The organism is Acidaminobacter hydrogenoformans DSM 2784, assembly GCF_900103005.1.
GTDB classification, from domain to species: domain Bacteria; phylum Bacillota; class Clostridia; order Peptostreptococcales; family Acidaminobacteraceae; genus Acidaminobacter; species Acidaminobacter hydrogenoformans.
This window is the reverse complement of the sequence record NZ_FMWL01000003.1, coordinates 14600-34547: the sequence shown is the minus strand read 5'-3', so window position 1 is coordinate 34547 and position 19948 is coordinate 14600. Positions and strand designations below refer to the sequence as shown.

Genomic DNA, 19948 nt, shown 5'->3' with positions numbered 1-19948 from the left:
CCGCCGCGTTCAGAGTGGAGACCTATTTGTCGCACAGCAGGAAAGGGGTCGGGGGATATGCCGGAAAAGAATAAAGTCGTCGTCCGCATCATGGGCCACGAATATACATTGGTCAGTGAAGACACCAGGGAATATATGCAGCGCGTTGCCAATGTTGTGGACGATAAGATGAAGGAAATAGCAGCAGCGAACAAGAAACTCAGTACGTCCATGATGGCCGTTTTAACGGCGCTCAATGTCACGGATGAGTATCTTAAGATCGCGGCTCACAATGAAGAGCTTGAAAAGCGAATTCAGGATCCTACGATCAACCAACAGGAGGTCCAGGATAAAATTGAAGTCCTCCAGAGGAATTATGAGCTTAAAAGCTTGGAATATGAGCGGTTGGCAACAGATTTTGACAAGCTGGTACAAAGCGCCAAAGAGCATGATAAGACTATTGTGGCGCTTAAACTCAAAATTGAAGAACAAAGCCGTACCATCAGCGAACGGGACAGCAGAGTCATTGTACTGGAGTCCGAGAAGGCAGAGCTTTTAGAGCAGCTGTCGCTGAAAGAACGGGAGCTGGTCGATTTTCTCGACAGTTTTCAGGAAGGCTGATACAATGAAGTGGCGGGAGCAATTCCGCCACTTTTTTGAGGGTTAAGGCAAGGGTAAGCGGTATTCGCGGAGGACCTGAATCAGTGTCAGGAACTGCGGACTTCTATGCGCCCCATTATTGAAAGAAGGAAACTTATTATGTCTAAATTTGAATTGCTCGCGCCTGCTGGAAGCAGAGCTTCCTTTGAGGCTGCGATTAAGGCTGGCGCAGACGCTATTTATCTTGGCGGTGATGCTTTTGGTGCACGTCACAGCGCGGCTAATTTTGATGACGCCGCTCTTAGGGAAGTTGTTCGAGAGGCGCATCTTGTGGGAGTCCGCGTTTATCTGACGGTGAATACGCTGATCTATGATCATGAAAAAGAAGGTCTGACAGCGTTCCTCGACAGGATGGCAGCTATAGGACTGGATGCCTGGATCGTACAGGACCTTGGCGTACTGGAATTGGTTCAAAGCCGCTATCCTCAGGTGGAGGTTCATGCCTCCACCCAGATGGCCGCACAAAACCTGGAGGATGTAAAAGCGCTGATGGCCCTTGGTGTGCACCGGGTTGTCCTGCCCCGGGAAATGCGACTTGAAGAAGCGCGTGCTATTTACCGCGAGACGGGCGCTGAGCTTGAGCTGTTTGTCCACGGCGCCCTTTGCGTGAGTGTGTCCGGTCAATGCTACATGAGCAGCATGATTGGCGGTCGCAGCGGCAATAGAGGCCAGTGTGCCCAGTCCTGCCGCCAGGCGTATGATTTGATTGACCTGGAGACGGGGGAGAATGTGGGCGGTAAAAGCGGTATGTACCGACTGAGCCCCAAAGACCTGAATACGCTGGAGCACATAGGCGAAATACTGGAGTCCGGGGTGACCGCCCTCAAAATTGAAGGCAGAATGAAGGGACCTGAATTCGTCTACCAGACGGTGAAGGCTTACAGGACGGCCATTGACCGTCATCTTAAAAATGAAGCACTGAGCCCGGAAGCGCTTCTGGAGACAGAAAAAAATCTCGAGAAGATATTCAACCGGGGCTTTACAAAGGGCTGGGTTCTCGGGGAGCGGGGCGGCGATTATCTCAGCGCAGACATTCCAGGCAATCAGGGGATCCCAGCGGCTGAAGTGATCCGGTTTGACGCCCGGGCGGAAGAGGTCGAGGTTGAGCTGCTGGAGGACCTCACTGTTGGGGACGAACTCCAGATCAGAAAAGGGAAAGAAAGCAGCGGATGCCGCGTCGAATATATCCTGCTGAGGGGTCAGAGGATCAAATCCGCTGAAAAAGGCAGCAAAGTCAGAATCAACTACAAGTCTTCCTGCAATAAAGGTGATCTCTTAAGGCGAACCTATGACAAGAAGGAAATGGACCGTATCCAAGGGCTGATTCACGAGACGTCGAGACGTATTCCCGTTCAAGTGGCGGCGACGCTGAAGGTAGGACTTCCTTTGGAAGTTTGTCTGACGGATGCGCAGGGCAACAGGGGCTGTGCGGTTTCTGAGTTGCCTGCAGAAGCGGCGCTGAAGCGGCCGCTTGACCGTGAGCGGCTTCTGGAGCAGCTTGGAAAGCTCGGTACTACCATTTACGAGGTTTCAGCGTTTGATCTGAATCTTGATGGTGAAGCGACCTTGCCTATAAAGGTCATCAACGAAACCAGACGCCTGGCAGGTCAGAGGCTGGATGAGGCGCGCCTTGAAGCTCTTGAAGCCAGGGGTGAAATCATTGAAGCTGTGGTTCATCAGCCGGATGAAGTAAGCGCCACAGAAGAGGTCGCCAAACCTGAAGTGACGCTTTGTGCCTCAGTGCCTGATTTGGGGCGGCTTCATCTGGTGCTGGAATCAGGCCTTAAGGACGTTTATTTCAGGGGCCCTGTCATGGAGCTCGAACAGGCGAAGGCCCTTGCTGCCAGGTATGATGCCAAGTTGTCCTGGCAGTGGACCCGCCCAAATCCAAGCGGGCTGCTTGAAAAATATACGACGCTTCTAAGTTCAATAAAGCCGGAAGGCATAGTTGTCAGTTCCCCGGGAATGCTTGGCTGGGCGAAGCAGTTTGCTGAGCACGTGACAGCAGATTATGGCATGAATGTGCTCAACACTGGTTCGGAGCGGGTGGTAAGGGCTCTCGGCGCAGAGGTCGTCACCTTGTCGCCGGAGCTGACGGGGGAAGGTATTGAGACCATCGGCAAAGCCTCAGGCGGCGTCCTTGAAATTGTGGGCTATGGTCACCTTCCGGTGATGGTGACACCGCACTGTCCTATTCGCACAGGGCTTGGCGGGCCGGACAAAGGCTGCGCGCTTTGCAGCGGGAAATCCTATGGTCTCAGGGACAAGACGGGGGCAATTTTTCCTGTTGTCAAGACCGGGCCGTGCTGGACAGAGATTCTCAACAACCCCGTGCTGGATCTTTCAGATCAGCTGGAGCGGCTGAGCGCCGCCGGGGTGACGCGTTACAGGCTTCATTTTACAATCGAATCACCGGACGAGATCATGGATCTTGTGGCGGTGCATCAGGAGCGGCTGGAAGGCAAACGGACGCCTGTTCGCTCTGAATATCCAAGAACTCACGGACATTTTTTCCGTGGGGTGTTTTAGAATATTAGTCAACGTCTAATCATTTTCAGGAGGGTACCCATGAATCCCAGATCACTACGCGTCTTGGAACTTCCCAAAATTATTGCCATGCTCGCTGAGCTCGTTTCCTGCAGCTTGACCAGGCAGCGCGTCCTCGACCTTGAGCCTAGCGGGAATATGGAAGAGGTGCGTGAAAGACTGAGGGAAACGGACGAAGCGAGCGCGCTGATTATGCGCCACTCCAGTCCGCCCTTTGGACCGGTTCACGATTTGAGGCCTCATGCGAAGATCTCCGCTATAGGATCTTTTTTGTCGCCGGGGCAGCTCATGGAGGTTTCGGACAGCCTCCGAACCGCCAGAAATGTCAGGCAGTTCATTTTGAAAAACGCTGGAGAAGGCAGTGAAATGCCTATTCTCAGAGGCTTGGCTGAGGTGTTGGTGCCTGTGAAGGACCTTGAGGACACCATTAACAATGCCATTTTGGGAGAAAATTTGGTGTCGGATAATGCCAGCCACGCGCTTAAAAAAATCCGGCGGGAAATTGAAAACAAGCATCAAGCGATTCGGAACAAACTGGATTCGATCATTCGCGACACGTCCAATCAAAAGTATCTGCAGGATGCCCTTGTGACCATTCGCCAGGACCGGTTCGTGGTGCCTGTAAAAAGTGAGTACAAGCACATGATCAAAGGCCTGGTGCACGATCAGTCAGGCAGTGGATCGACCCTCTATATTGAACCACTGGCCATAGTGGAGCTGAATAATGGTTTAAAAGAGCTCCGACTGGAGGAGCAGGAGGAAATTGTAAGGGTTCTGACGGAGATCACTGCTGAAGTAGCTGAATCAGCGGATGCGCTGCTTTCAAATCAGGAAACGCTGATTCAGCTTGACATGATTTTAGCCAAGGGGAAGCTGGCGCACAAGATGAAAGCCTCATCTCCCGAGCTGAACCGTGAAGGAAAGATCCGTCTCAAAAATGGACGTCATCCGCTGATCGATCCCAAGGCTGTCGTGCCCAGCAATTTTTGGATTGGCGACACCTTCAAGACGCTGTTGATCACGGGTCCAAATACCGGGGGAAAAACAGTAACGCTGAAAACGGTGGGGCTGCTGACGCTCATGGCACAATGCGGCCTCCATATACCTGCGGACCACGGCTCTAATATTGCGGTTTTCGATCAGGTCTTCGCGGATATTGGGGACGAGCAATCGATTGAGCAGAGCCTCTCCACGTTTTCTTCCCATATGACCAATATTGTTGACATATTAAACCACGTGGACGCGAACTCGCTGGTGCTGTTTGATGAGCTCGGTGCCGGTACGGATCCTACAGAGGGGGCTGCTCTGGCTAAGGCAATTCTGACAAAGCTGTTCGACTGGAAGGTCACCACGGTGGCGACCACCCATTACAGTGAGCTGAAAGAGTTCGCGCTGGTAACCCCAGGGGTTGAAAATGCCAGCGTGGAGTTTGACGTGGAGACCTTGAGCCCAACCTACAGACTGCTGATTGGGGTACCCGGCAAGTCTAATGCTTTCGAAATCTCCAGAAAGCTGGGGCTCAGCAAAGAAATCGTTGAAAGCGCTAAAACTTGGATTGAAACAAATGCCATTGCTTTTGAGGATGTTCTTGCGAAGATTGAAAACAACAGGAAGACCTCAGAGGCTGAACGGGATGAAGCTATTCGCATGAGGGTCGACGCTGAAAAGCTTCGAAAATCCCTGGAAGAGAAGGATGAAAAAATTGCGGAGCAACGGGCAAAGCTCATTCGCGAAGCGAAAGAAGAAGCTCGAAAGCTCCTTAAAGAAGCAAAGGAAGAAGCGGACGCGCTGGCAAGGGAACTTAGGGAAATCTCCGGAGGTTTGTCAAAAGACCACCTGCGCAGAGTGGAAGAGCTTCGACGGAAGCTCAAGTCCAATATGGATGAGCTTCAGACACCGCTTCTTGAGGACCTGTATGAGGTGGAACCGCCAAAAGATCTGAGGCTTGGGGATCTCGTCCAGCTGGTCCATTTGAATCAAAAGGGCAATGTTGTCACCTTGCCGGACGACAAAGGTGAACTGATGGTTCAGGTGGGCATAATGAAGATCAGCGTCAATTTGAGCAATCTCAAGAAAATTGAGGAAAAGCCGGCCCAGGCAAAGCGCCAGGGAAAAGGCGGCCGGGGTTTTGAGAACAAGACAGTGAACGCAAAAACCGAGATAGATCTCAGAGGGCTCAATGTCGAGGAGGCAATGGCGGAGCTGGACAAGTATCTGGATGATGCCAGTCTTGCGAACCTTAAATCCGTCAGGATTATCCATGGCATTGGAACCGGCGCCTTGAAGGCGGGGCTTAAGCCCTATTTCAAGAACCACCCACACGTCAAGACAGCCAGAGACGGCGTCTATGGCGAGGGGGGCTTGGGCGTTACAGTTTTGGAGTTGAAGTAGAAGCTGGGGATTGACCTTTAAGTGTGGTATTCAGGAGGTGGCATTTGCTATGGCAGTGGACCTTACGTTTGATCTCAGAACAGTGCCTGCAGGATCCCGGATTGGCGTCTCCGCGTGTCTTTTGGGGGTGCGGTGCAAATATGATGGCACCAGCAACTATGCTGAGTCGTCGGTTAAGGCGCTCGCGGACCGCTTTACGCTGATCCCCGTGTGTCCTGAACAGCTTGGCGGTTTGACGACGCCGCGTCCACCCGCGGAAATTATGGGTGGAAAGGTCGTCTCAAAAGAGGGGGCGGATCTGACGGCAGCCTTTGAGCGCGGCGCAGAGGAGACTCTTGCGCTTTTCAAATTGCTCAAGGTTGAGGTGGCTATTCTGAAGGAAGGCAGCCCTTCCTGCGGAAGCAGTTTGATCTATGATGGGACCTTCTCCGGGGTTAAACTTCCAGGGGCAGGGCTCACCGTGTGCAAACTGAGAGAAAATGGAATCCCCGTGATCTCTGAAAAAGCGTTGTAAACCATTGAAAAAGCCTCCGGGAAGGGCGCTATGCTGTAAAGCATAATGCACCCCTTGCGGAGGCTTTTTGAGTTTTGTGTTTTGTGTTTGAGCTTTAGTTTGAGTTTAGATTAAGCTCCTGAATGAGATTTTCAATTTCTCCGATCAGGGATGGAAAGCGTTCGTCTTCAGGATACCTCTGGGCCCCGGTATTCAGCGCTTCAAGCGCTATGCTGATCTGCCCCTCCACAGCTGAAAAATAGCCTTTCTTGAAAAAATATTCTGCGGAGTCCCTGTAAGCCGGCAGACCAAAGGTGAGGCCTCCGGTTACGGTTAGGATTAATGCGGTTCTGGCGACCCAATTTTTCCAGGTATACTTGACTTGATAGCGATACCCCACGGACCAGGCTGCCAGAAAACCACCGAACAGACCTGCCATATGCGCCGTGTTGTCAATCATGGGATTGATAAAGCCATAGGCGACGTTGATACCCAGCAGCACGAAGATATCATTGCCAAAAATTCTGCGGTAAACGTCTTTATTCAGTGTAAACAAATACAGGTTGGCGCCAATCAATCCAAAGATCGCGCCAGAAGCGCCTACAGAGATATTGTCGTTAAACAGGAAGCTTCCCACTGTCCCTGTGATCCCTGCTGCAAAATAAATGATGAGGAAACGGGTCCGGCCAAAGATCATCTCCGTATCCCTGCCAAACAAATGGAGGGCATAGCTGTTGAAGCCCAAGTGAAGGAGATTGGCGTGCAGAAACATGGGTGTGACCAATCTGTAAAGCTCCAGGTCTGCTATGCGGTAATTGATTTTGGCGCCAAAGCGAATCAGCGTCAATGTGGACAAGCTTGAATCAAAAAACATCATGATCAGAAAGACCGCTACATTGATGAGTATCAATATATGACTAAGAAATATGGGCTTTCTGGTTTGCTCCAATATCATGGTGAACACCTCGCAATATCTCCATGATAGCAAAGTGACCCCGGATGTTCAAGGCATGTCTGTCATCAGTGCGGTTATTCGTAAAACCACCACGATTAAACGCGTTAAAGGGCCTAAGACAGGTCGCTTCCACCCCTTGATTCTCTCGTGAGGCTGTGGTAAACTGATTTTGAATTTAATTTAGGGCATTAAGTTGCTGTCAAAGTGTCTTTGAAGGGGAAAGTAGTGGAAACCGTCTGTTTCAGCGAGTCATCGAGGGTGAGAGGATGACGCGGACCTTTCTTTGAAATCGCGCCCCGGAGACGCGCGTCAGGCCTATAGCTGCTGAGCGCGCTGGTGTATCCGCCATTATGGGATCTGAGAGGATTTCCGGTTTTAACCGGGAGTCAATTAGAGTGGTAACGCGGTTATTTCGTCTCTATCCTTGGATAGGGGCGTTTTTGATTTTCAGCGGCTGACAGTCTGCTGACCCAGACTGAAAAACCGTGTTTAGTAAGATGCAGCACTGCTGACGAACATTTATAAAAGAGAATCTGCTGGAGGGAATAACGTGAAGGATTACAGAAAAATCATTGCATCACACTTGGCGCCGCATCTTGAGATCGCGACAGAAGAAGAAATAGCAGCACTTATTGAGCTTCCAAAATACACGGACATGGGAGATTTCGCGTTCCCGTGCTTTCGTTACGCCAAGGCGCTGAAGAAGGCGCCTAACCTGATCGCGGCTGAGCTCGCTGAGAAGGTTTCCGGTGATCCGCTTTATGAAAAAGTAGAGGCGGCCAGTGCCTATGTCAACTTTACCATGGATAAGGCCCAGCTCGCTGAGGATGTCCTTAAGGATGTCCTGGAGCTTGGGGATCTTTACGGCTCTTCCACAAAAGGTGAAGGAAAGACCGTCATTGTGGAATTCTCCTCCACGAATATTGCCAAGCCCTTTCACATGGGGCACATCCGCAGTACTATGATTGGCAATGCCCTTTACAGGATTCATAAGTTTTTGGGGTACAACACTATTGGCATCAACCACCTTGGCGATTACGGAACTCAGTTTGGAAAACTTATTGTCGCTTTCAAGCTGTGGGGGGACAGGGCGACCATTGAGGCGGATCCTATTCCGGAGCTGCTGAAAATCTACGTCAAATTCCATGACGAAGCGGAGGTCAACCCATCACTGGAGGACGAAGCCAGAAACTGGTTCAAGAGGCTCGAAGACAATGATCCTGAGGCCTATGAGCTCTGGGAGTGGTTCAGGGATATCAGCCTGAAGGAGTTCAGCAGGGTTTACGGCATGCTGGACGTTCATTTTGATTCCTATGCGGGTGAAAGCTTCTATTCGGATAAAATGCCAGCGGTTTTGGAGGAGATGCGCCAAAAGAGCATCATGAAGGTTTCCGATGGTGCTGAAATCGTCGACCTCGAGCCCTATGGCATGCCGCCTGCGCTCATCACCAAAAAAGACGGTTCAACCCTCTATCTGACCAGAGACATCACCGCTGCGATCTACAGAAAGAACCATTATAATTTTGACAAAAATGTCTACGTTGTCGGTGCCCCTCAAAAGCTGCACTTCCAGCAGTGGATGAAGGTTGTTGAACTGATGGGCTACGACTGGGTCAAGGATTGTGTTCACGTTGAATTTGGTACAGTCTCCCTTGAGGAAGGGTCTCTGTCGACCCGTAAAGGCCGTGTGGTCTTCCTCGAAGAGGTTTTGAAGAAAGCAGTTGAAAAGACAAAAGAAATTATTGCGGAAAAAAATCCAAATCTCGAACACAAAGACGAAGTGGCAGCGCAGGTTGGCATAGGCGCGGTCGTCTTCCAGGAGCTTTCAAACAACCGGATCAAGGATTATACCTTCAGTCTCGACAAAACCCTTTCCTTTGACGGCGAAACAGGACCTTACGTCCAGTATACCCATGCCCGGGCATGCAGCGTATTGAGAAAAGCTGCCCCAGAACTGCTTAAGCAACCGGTTGATTTTTCAAAGTTAGGCGACAGCGCAACCAGTGAGGTCGTCAAGCTGATTCGCCAGTTCCCTGAAATCGTAATTGACGCTGGTGAAAAGTACGAACCGTCTTTGATTACCCGCTATGTCGTCAACTTAGCTCAGGAGTTCAACCGCTTTTACCATGATCACCCAATCCTCTCTGAGGATGAGGTGCTTTCAACAGCGCGTCTGGCTCTGGTCGACGCGACGCGACAAACCATTAAGAACGCTCTATTCCTGATCAGCCTTAAAGCGCCGGTCAAAATGTAGTCGGCAAGCGTCGTCACAAACGTCACGAACTGCCCGGCTCCTGCGTCAACCTGAAAAGCATCAAATACAAGCCGGTCAATTCAGCCTTTAAAGGGCTCGTTGACCGGTTTGTTTGTGATATAATAGTTCTGTTAAGTCAAATCATGAAGGAAGGTTGCTATGGAACTTCGCGCGCAATCCAGTCAATATAACATTTTCAAGGGACTTTCCGCCGCTTATGTGAATCACGACCCACGGGTCGGCACTTTATACAGCCTGAATTTTCGCGATCCAGAAAGCCTTCAGCGCAGGTTGAAGGCCCTCGAGGCGCAGCCCGTAGAGCGCAAAGTACTGTGTGATGCTCTGGAAATGTACAACAGAAGTCTCGGTGGCTCTGAGAAGACCCTGAAGCACATAGACAAGCTCAGACAGCAAGAGGCTGTCGTGGTTGTCACAGGACAACAAGCCGGCATTTTTACAGGCGCCCTTTATACAGTTTACAAAGCGATCTCAACTCTGAAGCTTTCCTCCAGTCTTGAAAAGGCACTGGGGCGGCCGGTGGTCCCCGTCTTCTGGATCGCCTCTGAGGACCATGACTTTCAAGAAATCAGGGCAGCCCAATACCTGACCGGAGGTAAGCTCAGAAAGGTCGTCATTGACAAAACAGACCGCCAAACTTTGAAGCGCGTCAATTTAAAAAAAATGTCCGTGGGTCACCTTGAAACCAACAGCAGTGTCAGGCAGTCCATTGAGCAGATCCTTTCTGATTTTTCCGGTGATGAGCCAATAGAACACTTCGAAGCGTTGCTGTCGACCACCTTTATAGAAAAGGATTCCCTGAGCAATTGGTTTGGTCGCATCATGAGCCGTCTCTTTCATGACTATGGCTTAGTCATGCTGGATCCTATGCTGCCTGAGCTGAGAGCACTGGAATCCGGTTTTTTTCAAACGGCCATTAACAGGCAGCCTGAGGTGGTCAGTGCTTTGGAGAAACAAAGTCAAGAGGTGGAGCGCCTCGGCTTTCAGAAAGCCATTGAGTTTGACGCGCAAGGCCTTCAGCTCTTCATCTATGAACACGAAGAACGGCTGGCACTGCGGAGGGATTCAGAAGGCTTTTACTGCGAGAGCACAGCGCAAAAGCATTACTACACGAAGGAAGAACTTCTTGAGAGGGCAGTCAGCCGGCCGCAGGATTTCAGCACCAATGTCGTTCTCAGGCCAGTAGTTCAGGATGTGCTCCTGCCCACCCTGGCCTATGTAGCGGGGCCTGGCGAACTCAATTATTACGGCCAGCTGGACAAGGTCTACCCAGTGTTTGGAAAGCAGCCGCCAATCTTTTACCCGCGTGAAAACTTCACACTGGTACCAAAAGATGTCACAAAGATGCTGGATCAGTATGATTTGTCCCCTGAGAACGTCCTGATGTGCGGGATCAGCACCATCAGGGACTATCTTCTGGATCTCCGGGATGATGTCAGGATTGATACGCTGTTTGACGATTACACTTCAAAATTTGAGGCAGAATATAGGACCATGCTTGAGAACGTTCTGGAAATCAGTCCGGATCTCAAGACGTTGGCAGAAAAGAATATAAACATTATCAAATCCCAGATGAGCTATTTGAAGGAGAAGGCCCACCGGTTCCACAGACGCAATCACAGACAGATTACACAGGACCTGAATGCTGTAGAGGACCAATTGATGCCGGGTGGAAACCTTCAGGAACGCACCCTTTCCATTCTTCAATATTACGCGGACCAGGGCAATACACTGATAGATTTTTTGCTGGGGGAGGTTGACTATGATCCGGAGCACAGGATTATCCTCCTCGGATAGCCAGCAACCCATTCGTGATCCACAGGCGCTATCGCGCTTGAAAATTGGAATGGTTTGTTACCCCTCCTATGGCGGCAGCGGCGTCGTCGCGACTGAGCTTGGCATACACCTTGCGGATCTTGGCCATGAGATCCACTTCATCACTTATGACAAACCTTTCCGATTGATGGCCTTCCACGAAAACATCTTCTTCCACGAAGTGGACGTCTCCAATTATCCGGTTTTCAAATATCCGCCCTACATTTTGGCCCTTGCCAACAAAATTTATGAAGTCGCCCGCCGGGAGAACCTTCAGATCCTCCATGCCCATTACGCTGTGCCTCACACTATGGCCGTCCACATGGCGGCGCAGATGCTGGGGTCTCAGGTCAGAACCGTAACGACCCTTCATGGGACGGATGTGACCATTATGTCTGAAGACCAAAGCTTGAGGGACGTTACCGAATTCAGCCTCAACCAAATGGATGCCTTGACCGCTGTTTCAGATGATTTGAAGCAATATACCCTTAAAACCTTAAACATTGCCAGGCCTATACAAAAAATTTACAATTTTATCAACGCTTCTCAGTACAGCCGGCAGCAGGCACTATGCTCACGCAGTCGTCTTAAAGTTCCTGTTGAAGAGAAGCTGCTCATACACATCTCAAATTTTCGACCTGTCAAGCGCATCCAGGATGTCCTGGAAATTTTCAGGGGAGTCAACGCCAGATGCCCTTCGCATTTGATGCTTGTAGGGGATGGCCCTGAAATGCGTACGGCCTATGACTTGACGGATCGCTTTGGCCTTAGAGACCGCGTCCACTTCATGGGCAAGCAAGACAACGTGGCAGCCCTCTTGTCATGTTCGGATCTTTTCCTGCTGCCCTCGGAGAAGGAGAGCTTCGGACTGGCGGCCCTTGAAGCTATGGCGTGTGAGGTGCCGGTGATTGCCAGCCGCACCGGCGGTATACCGGAGGTCGTTGAAGACGGCATCTGTGGCGCTTTGTCAGAAGTGGGCGATACTGAGAAGATGATTGAAGACGCTGTCTCTATTCTTTCTGATTCAGTTCGCTACAATGAGATGGCTTCTGCCGCCCGCATCAGAGCCATTTCCTTATTTGAAGAAAAAACGATTGCGTCCCAATACGTCGCCCTTTATGAAAGACTGCTGTCTGAGCCCCGTCACACCCCCGCATCCGAGAGGTAGGATTCCTTTGAACGTCATATTGACCACACTTAATTCACGCTATACACATATGAGCCTCAGCCTGCGTTATCTGCGGTCCGCTTTGGAGCAGCGCTTTACGGTTGGTTCCCCTGATCCCCGACATAAGCTCGACTCAGCAGGTGGTGCTGAACCAGGGCAGGATTCAGTCCGCGTCACGCTCCATGAATTCACTATCAACCAGCCTCATGAGCAGATTCTCAGAACACTTTTTGAGGCCGGCCCTGACTATCTGTGCTTTTCCGTTTATATCTGGAATGTTGAAGCCACCCTGAAGCTGGCGGCGTCTTTGAAAAAGGTTTTGCCAGGGACGGTGATCCTGTTCGGTGGACCTGAGAGTGCTTATGATGCAGTAAGCTTTCTGAAAGCTTATAGTTATCTGGATGCCGTTGTTACAGGTGAAGGCGAGAAAATCCTGGGAGATTATATTGAAAGGCAGATCAACAGGGGGAATTTCGGGATTCCCGGTTTGGTGGAACGGACGCCGGAGGGCGTCGTCAACCATGGAAAGGCGCCGCTGATCAAAGCGCTGGACAGCATCCCATTTCCGTACAAAGAAGAGGAGCTCGGCGGACAACGCATGCTTTACTATGAAGCTTCCAGGGGCTGTCCCTATCGCTGCGCGTATTGCCTGTCTTCAAGGGAACCCGGTGTCCGGGTGTTTGGTCTCGACCGAGTTCTGGATGATTTAGAAAAATTCCTGAAGGCGGAGGTCATGCAGGTCAAGTTTGTGGACCGGACCTTCAATATTGATCCTGTTCGAACCCAGACAATTTTTCGATATTTGATAGAGCATGATAATGGCATAACCGGATTTCACTTTGAAATCACAGCAGCCCTGATCAGGGAGGAAGAGATTGAGCTTTTGTCAAAGGCAAGACCAGGCCAATTCCAGTTTGAGATTGGCGTACAGTCGACCTGCGAGGAAGCCATGACGGCGGTTCAAAGGCCATTGCCCTTTGAGAGGACTGCGGAGGTTTGCAGGAAACTGAGAGCCCTTGGGAATGTCCATCTCCACCTTGACTTGATCGCGGGTCTTCCATTTGAAACTTATGAGCGGTTTTTGAACTCCTTTGATGAGGTTTACAACCTAAGTCCCCACGCCTTGCAGCTTGGATTCCTGAAACTGATCCCAGGCTCGCCGCTTTCTGAGGAAGCGGGGAAATACGGGTACATCAAAGAGGATCATCCGCCTTATGAAGTCCTTGGCAACCATAAGTTAAGCTTTGCTGAGCTCACGCAGCTTAAGCGCGTTGAAGCGCTGGTTGACATTTTTTACAATAGCCATGGCTTCACCCAGACACTGAGCTATGCCCTTGGCAGGAGCGGCCTGTTACCATCGGCCTTCTTCACTGGGCTCTCTGAGTTTTTCAGAGGCAGAGGCTATGATCAGCAGGCTTACAGGAGTGAAGCGCATTACAGTCACCTGGAGGCTTATCTTGAAGAACAAAGCTGGTATGATCCGGTATTTAGAGGGCTTCTTGACTATGACTGCCTGGTAGCGCTGGCCAAAAGGCGCCGGGAGAGCGACATGCCTGAAATGGTCAGAGGGCTGATCCATGATGCGCTCAGGACTTCAGACGCGTCCTTGCCAGTGAAGACAATTTTAAAACGTGTCAGGTATCAGCTCTTCGACTTTGACGTCAAAGCCTGGCTGGAGGGCGTCACTGAGGTCCAGCCGCAGCAGGATTCAGTGTGGCTGGGCTGGGTGGACACGACCCGGCGATCCGCTGTGAATGGGCACTATGAATACGCGCAAGCGAGCCTTGAGGTGAAATTATGGAAATCCTGAAAGACTTGGTACTGACCAATCGCTCCGTTTTCAAGAAAGCGGTTGGCACCTTCCTGAATAACTGGCTGCTTTTTTTGCTCGCGATCCCCTATATGGCTCTGACTATGGTTGCAGCAACCGTTGCTTCCATGATGGGCTTCCTGGGAGGTATTTTGATTTTTGTTGTTGAGGCTGCCATTATTTCGGATTATTTGCACATCATCCATCAGGTCATTACAAGGAGAAAGTTTGATCTGGAAGATTTTAAAAATGGATTTACAGTGCATTTCAGGAAGGTTTACATGGTGCTCTTTGTGATGTGGGTCGCGAATTACGGCGCGAGCTTGCTGCTGTCGCCAATCCTCAATGCCATGGGGCTGGGGTTTGTGCTGGCAGCTGTTTATTTCTTTGTTTTTGTCATTTTGAATCCACTGCCTGAGATGATCTACCAAAAATATTTCAGCGAACCGGAAACCTTTGTGAAAACCGTTGAATTCACGAGGGAAAATGCCATTGAGTGGCTGGTGCCCAACGCGGTTATTATAGCGATCCTTCTCGCTGTTCGAGCTTTGATTGATGGAGGGCTCTATGCTTTTGGCCTGGGTTGGCTCAATTTACTCGTTATGAGTGTGGTCTCAGCGGGATTAATCAGTTTCGGAATGATCTACAGGGGGTATCTGTTTGATGTCCTCTATAAAACGACGAGGCGCAAGCGCCTCTTTACAGAAACCATGTACCGGAATGACTGATGCATACAGCTTTGTCGGTCTACATCTCATAAGGCGGTGGTCCTGATTGAAAAATATCACACTGTACAGCAATACTAAAAAAACATCTTTGGAAGTAAAGGACAAACTATTTCGGATGTTGACAGCGGCTGGATACAAAATTGTTTCCGAAGGCGCGGACCTGATCATTGTCATTGGCGGTGATGGCACTATGCTCAGTGCGATTAGGCGTTACAGGACGCTGAAGATTCCGTTCCTTGGCGTCAATACCGGCACCCTTGGATTTTTGCCCAGTGTACCGCCCAATCAGCTTGACATTATTTTGGAGCTTTTAGATACCAAAGCCTATGCCATACAGAGCTATCCGCTGCTCGAAGTGCGCTGCAAAACCGTCAACGGGGAGCAGATTGACGGCTACGCTTTCAACGAAATTCTGATCAAGCATCTGGAACCCCGGCTCCTTGAGGTAAAAATCTATATTGACGGGAAGCCGTTCAATTATTTTACCGGGGATGGCTTCATCATTTCAACGCCAATAGGTTCGACGGGCTATGCCATTTGGGCCGGTGGCGTGGCGACGCATTCGGAGCTGCCGGTGTATCAGATTACACCTATTCACGCGAATGACAACAGCATCAACAGGCCGTTAAAAACATCCATGGTCGTGCCTATTGAGACTGTGATTGATTTCTCAATTGTCAAAGCTCAGCTGCGGGCTGTCATTGTGGCCTGTGACGGCAGGAAGGTGACGGACGACTTTATCTCCCAGATTTCTGTACGGGCAGCACACAAAGAGGTCAAGATTTTGAGATACGGAGATTATGATTATTTTGAGCTGTTCAGAAATAAAATCATAGACAAGCGGGTCAGCCGCGTGCTCAGCGACTGAGGGTGGAAAACCCCAGGAAACAATGCCAGGACTGAACCGGTGCAGAACTGGGACAGAGGTGGTACGGAAATGGTACGGAAGTGTACGGAAACGAAAATGAACTGGAGGTTGAAAGTTGATGCTGGAACGCAGCCGCATGCTTTTGAAGCGAAAAGCGGACGAAGTCATGTTTGTTGAATTGAAAGAAGGAAAGACACTGACCCTGGGGGAGATCACCCTGGATGAACGGGTGCCGCTTCCCATTCGTGTGGACAAGCTCGTGGACAAGGTCAAAGGGGTCAGCGACACGGATTTCACCGCAGACAATATTGCTGAAGGGATGTGCTGGACTTTGGGATTTGACCCGGAGTTCCCCCATGCACAGGCCTACAAGGCGTTTCTGACAGCGCTGATGCCGGGTCTGCTGGCACTGCTTGAAGAAAAGGTGGAGGGTCTTGAAGCGGAGGAAAAGTGGCTGGACGCTGTTATTTATCTGCATGCGGCCGCCCAGATCGCGCCTGATCAGCCGCAGGTCATCTATAATTTGGCGCGCTGCGCGCTGCGTCAAGCTGAGCGGTTTTCGGAAAATTCACCTGAGGAGAAGCAGCTCGAAGAGGATGTTTTTGACCTCCTTTCTGAAAAAATTGAGCAATTTACTGACTTTGCGCCACTTTTTTATCTGATGGGCTTTCAGCTTGTCAACAGAAAGTCCTACAAAGCCGCGGAGTCCGCTTGGCGCCATGCGCTGCAGTTGGGTGTGGACGACAACATGCGGGATGAAATGTTCCGTCAGCTGGATGACCTCTGGAGCCGCATCCAATATGAAGAAGGGTATATGCTGGTGCTTGAGGGTTTTTCAGATGAAGGTCTGGTTAAGCTGCTCCCCCTTGAGAGCAGCCATGACGACTGGTGGAATCTTTTGTTCTTTATAGGTCTTGCCTACCGTCAAAAAGCCCAGTATGACGAAGCGCTGGATTATTTCAGACGTGCTCAGCGCCTGAATACGGGCAGCCCGGAAATCCACAACGAAATTGGCCTCTGCTTGATGTCCCTTGAGCGTTTCCATGAAGCTGAAGCGGTTTATACAGAAGCAATCAAAATGCACCCTGAATCTCCTGACCTTCTTTGCAACAAGGGGATCGCCCTGCTGCACCTGGGAGATGCAGGACAGGCGCGAAAGCTCATAGAACGGGCTTATGAGCTGAATCCAGAGGATGAAGTCACTGCCGCCTGGATCAGACATCTTGGCGCAGGTGCAGGACCGCTCTCTTAAAGCTGCCGGTTTGGCGTGATACCAGCGGTGCAGTGTGGCTGTTTGTTTACACTTTGTTTGGAGATTGGTGGGGAGACTGTCCCGGGCCAATCTCCCTTTTCTTCTAAATTAATGGGGTCAAACATTTAGCAACAGGAATAACATAAGAGCTACTTGAACTCTGCGCTATAATTGTTTACAATAAGCTTGAGATTACAAAAAATATAGAAGTATTCAACAAAGTTGACTTTACCTAAAATCCCCCATAAATGTTAAGATGCAAGAGTGGGTGTGTAAAAGGAGGTTCGGCCTTTGATCAAAAATTTTGATCAGCTGTTGGAAGCGGCAAAGTCTCAAAAGACCATGCGCCTTGCTGTCGCTGCGGCCCATGATCCTGAGGTGCTCGGGGCGGTCGTCAAAGCGGCGCAGCTCGGGCTGATAGAGCCAATCTTGATTGGTGACCAGCAAAAAATCGCTGAGCTTTGTGGCGAAGAACATCTTGAAATTTGCGGTGTTGAAATTATTGATGAACCTGAGCTGGAAGCCGCCGCGAAAGTCAGTGTCCAAATGGTACGGGAAGGAAAAGCCGACTTTCTGATGAAGGGGCTGATTGACACCTCCATTCTCCTTAAGGCTGTGCTTAACCGGGAATATGGCCTCAGAACGGACAGTCAGCTAAGCCACGTTATGCTTTATGACGCGCCGGCTTACCACAAGCTGCTGTTCCTGACGGATGGCGGTATGAACATTGAACCAACCCTTGCGGAAAAAGCGACCATTCTGAGAAACGCATTGGACGCTGCCCGGACACTCGGTATGGAAACGGTCAAAGTGGCTTGTATCGCAGCCAAGGAAAAGGTCAATGATAAAATGCCGGCAACCGTGGATGCCCGCGCGCTCCAAAATATGTCCCGGGAAGGGGATTTTGGAGAAGGGGTCATTGTAGAGGGGCCTTTGGCCTTTGACCTTGCGGTGTCTAAGGAAGCAGCGGAAATTAAAGGCTTTGAAAGTGAGATCGCTGGTGATGCTGACGTTCTGCTGGTGCCCAACATTGAAGTCGGAAATGGAATTGGAAAAGCCTTGACCTATCTGGCAAATGCCGAATCCGCTGGGGTAATCATGGGTGCCAAAGTACCTGTTGTACTCGTCTCCCGGGCAGACACCGCGGAAGTGAAGCTTTATTCAATAGCTCTTGGCAGCATTATCGCTGCCGGTATGAACCCAACTACATAAAAGACAGGAGTGACTACGCATTGAAAATCTTTATGACAGGAAACGAGGCTATTGCCCGTGGCGCCTATGAAGCCGGCGTCGTGTATGCCTCGGCGTACCCGGGAACACCGAGTACAGAGATTTTGGAAAACACAGCGCAGTATCCGGAAATTATTTCTGAATGGGCGCCAAATGAAAAAGTTGCGCTGGAAGCTGTTCTGGGCGCCTCCATTGCAGGCGGCAGAGCCCTCGCGGCTATGAAGCATGTTGGCGTCAACGTCGCTGCAGACCCGCTGATGACGATTTCCTATACCGGCGTTACTGGCGGCCTCGTATTGATTTCTGCGGATGATCCGGGATGCCACAGCTCCCAGAATGAACAGGATAACCGCATTCTGGCAAAATTCGCGAAGATTGCCTGCGTTGAGCCAAGTGATTCCCAGGAGTCACTTGACTATATGAAGGCGGCCTATGAGATCAGTGAGAAGTACGACGTGGCAGTCATGCTGCGCATGACGACCCGGGTTTGCCATTCCAAGAGCCTGGTAGAGCAAGGAGAGCGCGTTGAAAAAGAGATTATTCCATATGTGAAGCGTCCTGAAAAATATATTGCGGCGCCTGCTCATGCGAAGAAGCTTCATCCTGTTGTAGAAGCGAAGCTGGTTGACCTTGAGAAGTTCAGCAACGAGACAACCCTCAACCGCGTGGAGTGGTTTGACAAAAAAATTGGCATTGTGACTTCTGGTGTCGCTTACCAATATGCCAAAGAAGTGTTCGGTGAAAACGCCTCTTATCTGAAGCTGGGCTTTACGAATCCTATGCCTATGGACAAGATCCGGGACTTCGCTGCCCAAGTGGAGATGCTGTATGTTATCGAAGAGCTTGAACCGTTTATGGAAGATCAAATCAAGGCGGCGGGGATCAGCTGCGTTGGAAAAGAAAAAATACCTAACATTGGAGAGCTCAACCCGGACATCATAGCAAAAGCGCTTCTCGGCGAAGAGCGTCCTCTGATCGAAATAGACAAGGACAAAATCGTTGGCAGACCACCTACGCTTTGCGCAGGCTGTCCTCACAGGGGTTTCTTTTACGCCCTTAAGAAAAAGAAAAACGTCATGGTCACAGGGGATATTGGGTGCTACACCCTTGGGGCTTCTGAGCCGCTGAATACCACGGATACCGTCATTGATATGGGGGCTTCCATTTCCATGGGCCACGGCGCTCAGCGCGTCCTGGACAAGGCTGGAAAGGGCATGAAGGTTGTTTCTGTCATTGGTGACTCCACGTTCTTCCACTCCGGCATAACCTCATTGATAGATGTGGTCTATAATCAAGGCAATACAGTCAATGTCATTCTCGACAACCGCATTACAGGGATGACAGGACACCAGGAAAATCCAGGAACGGGGTATACACTCTCAGGCAAGAAGGTCAAGGAAGTAGAAATTGACACGCTCGTACGCGCCCTTGGCGTGGAGCTCGTCATTAATGTCAACCCACTGGATTTGGACGCTGTCACAAAAGCTCTTGATGCCGCTTTGGCTTTTGAAGGCCCGTCTGTGATCATCACAAGATGGCCATGCGCGCTTAAAAAGTTCACGCCAGAGGACATCAAGGAATTTGGAAAAGCTCAGCCAGTCTGCTACGTGGTTGAGGAAGAATGCCGCGGCTGCCGTCTGTGCAATAAGACGGGCTGCCCTGCTATTGTCTTTGACAAGGCGAAAAAGAAATCCTACATTGACCCTAATGCCTGCGTAGGTTGTGAAGTCTGTCTGCAGGTCTGTCCGTTCCATGCGATCAAGAAGGCGGGTGAATAATC

The 19948-nt window shown here is 50.5% G+C and carries 14 protein-coding genes; 13 read left to right on the top strand and 1 reads right to left on the bottom strand.

From position 1 onward, the window contains the following. The first annotated feature begins 57 nt into the window (after positions 1 to 57). From BLP63_RS03895 to BLP63_RS03880, 4 genes are all read left to right on the top strand, one after another. Complete coding sequence (locus BLP63_RS03895) at positions 58 to 600, top strand: cell division protein ZapA (protein WP_092589594.1); 543 nt, start codon at positions 58 to 60, stop codon at positions 598 to 600. Positions 601 to 738: 138 nt separating this feature from the next. Continuing rightward, positions 739 to 3168 (top strand): U32 family peptidase, encoded by a 2430-nt coding sequence (locus BLP63_RS03890; protein ID WP_170829276.1) that lies wholly within the window; start codon positions 739 to 741, stop codon positions 3166 to 3168. Between the two features lie 39 nt (positions 3169 to 3207). After that, on the top strand, positions 3208 to 5577 hold the full coding sequence (locus BLP63_RS03885; RefSeq protein ID WP_092589592.1) for an endonuclease MutS2: 2370 nt from the start codon (positions 3208 to 3210) through the stop codon (positions 5575 to 5577). Positions 5578 to 5626: 49 nt separating this feature from the next. Next, the gene (locus tag BLP63_RS03880) at positions 5627 to 6091 is read left to right on the top strand and encodes a DUF523 domain-containing protein (protein WP_092589591.1); all 465 of its coding nucleotides are present in this window, start codon (positions 5627 to 5629) and stop codon (positions 6089 to 6091) included. A 94-nt stretch (positions 6092 to 6185) separates the two neighbouring features. On the opposite strand, the gene BLP63_RS03875 is transcribed toward BLP63_RS03880, so the two are convergent. Beyond that, the gene (locus BLP63_RS03875; RefSeq protein ID WP_139159770.1) at positions 6186 to 7025 is read right to left on the bottom strand and encodes a rhomboid family intramembrane serine protease; all 840 of its coding nucleotides are present in this window, start codon (positions 7023 to 7025) and stop codon (positions 6186 to 6188) included. A gap of 550 nt (positions 7026 to 7575) precedes the next feature. Between BLP63_RS03875 and argS the strand changes: the two genes are divergently transcribed. The 9 genes from argS (at position 7576) to iorA (ending at position 19946) form a co-directional block, all read left to right on the top strand. Continuing rightward, positions 7576 to 9279 (top strand): arginine--tRNA ligase, encoded by a 1704-nt coding sequence (gene argS, locus BLP63_RS03870; RefSeq protein WP_092589589.1) that lies wholly within the window; start codon positions 7576 to 7578, stop codon positions 9277 to 9279. A gap of 159 nt (positions 9280 to 9438) precedes the next feature. Further along, the gene (gene bshC / locus BLP63_RS03865; protein ID WP_092589588.1) at positions 9439 to 11094 is read left to right on the top strand and encodes a bacillithiol biosynthesis cysteine-adding enzyme BshC; all 1656 of its coding nucleotides are present in this window, start codon (positions 9439 to 9441) and stop codon (positions 11092 to 11094) included. Next, the gene (gene bshA / locus BLP63_RS03860) at positions 11060 to 12280 is read left to right on the top strand and encodes an N-acetyl-alpha-D-glucosaminyl L-malate synthase BshA (protein ID WP_242870781.1); all 1221 of its coding nucleotides are present in this window, start codon (positions 11060 to 11062) and stop codon (positions 12278 to 12280) included. The genes bshC and bshA overlap by 35 nt, the downstream gene beginning before the upstream one ends. A 7-nt stretch (positions 12281 to 12287) precedes the next feature. Further along, complete coding sequence (locus BLP63_RS03855; RefSeq protein ID WP_170829275.1) at positions 12288 to 14090, top strand: B12-binding domain-containing radical SAM protein; 1803 nt, start codon at positions 12288 to 12290, stop codon at positions 14088 to 14090. After that, positions 14078 to 14818 (top strand): hypothetical protein, encoded by a 741-nt coding sequence (locus tag BLP63_RS03850; RefSeq protein ID WP_092589586.1) that lies wholly within the window; start codon positions 14078 to 14080, stop codon positions 14816 to 14818. Before BLP63_RS03855 ends, BLP63_RS03850 begins: the two co-directional genes overlap by 13 nt. 46 nt (positions 14819 to 14864) lie before the next feature. After that, positions 14865 to 15686 (top strand): NAD(+)/NADH kinase, encoded by an 822-nt coding sequence (locus BLP63_RS03845; protein ID WP_092589585.1) that lies wholly within the window; start codon positions 14865 to 14867, stop codon positions 15684 to 15686. Positions 15687 to 15804: 118 nt separating this feature from the next. Next, positions 15805 to 16938: a tetratricopeptide repeat protein gene (locus BLP63_RS03840; RefSeq protein WP_092589584.1), complete on the top strand. Its 1134-nt coding sequence runs from the start codon at positions 15805 to 15807 to the stop codon at positions 16936 to 16938. A 291-nt stretch (positions 16939 to 17229) separates the two neighbouring features. Further along, positions 17230 to 18150 (top strand): bifunctional enoyl-CoA hydratase/phosphate acetyltransferase, encoded by a 921-nt coding sequence (locus tag BLP63_RS03835; RefSeq protein ID WP_092589583.1) that lies wholly within the window; start codon positions 17230 to 17232, stop codon positions 18148 to 18150. A 20-nt stretch (positions 18151 to 18170) separates the two neighbouring features. Next, entirely contained in the window at positions 18171 to 19946 is a 1776-nt protein-coding gene (iorA, locus tag BLP63_RS03830; RefSeq protein WP_092589582.1) for an indolepyruvate ferredoxin oxidoreductase subunit alpha, read from the top strand. Positions 19947 to 19948 lie beyond the last annotated feature (2 nt).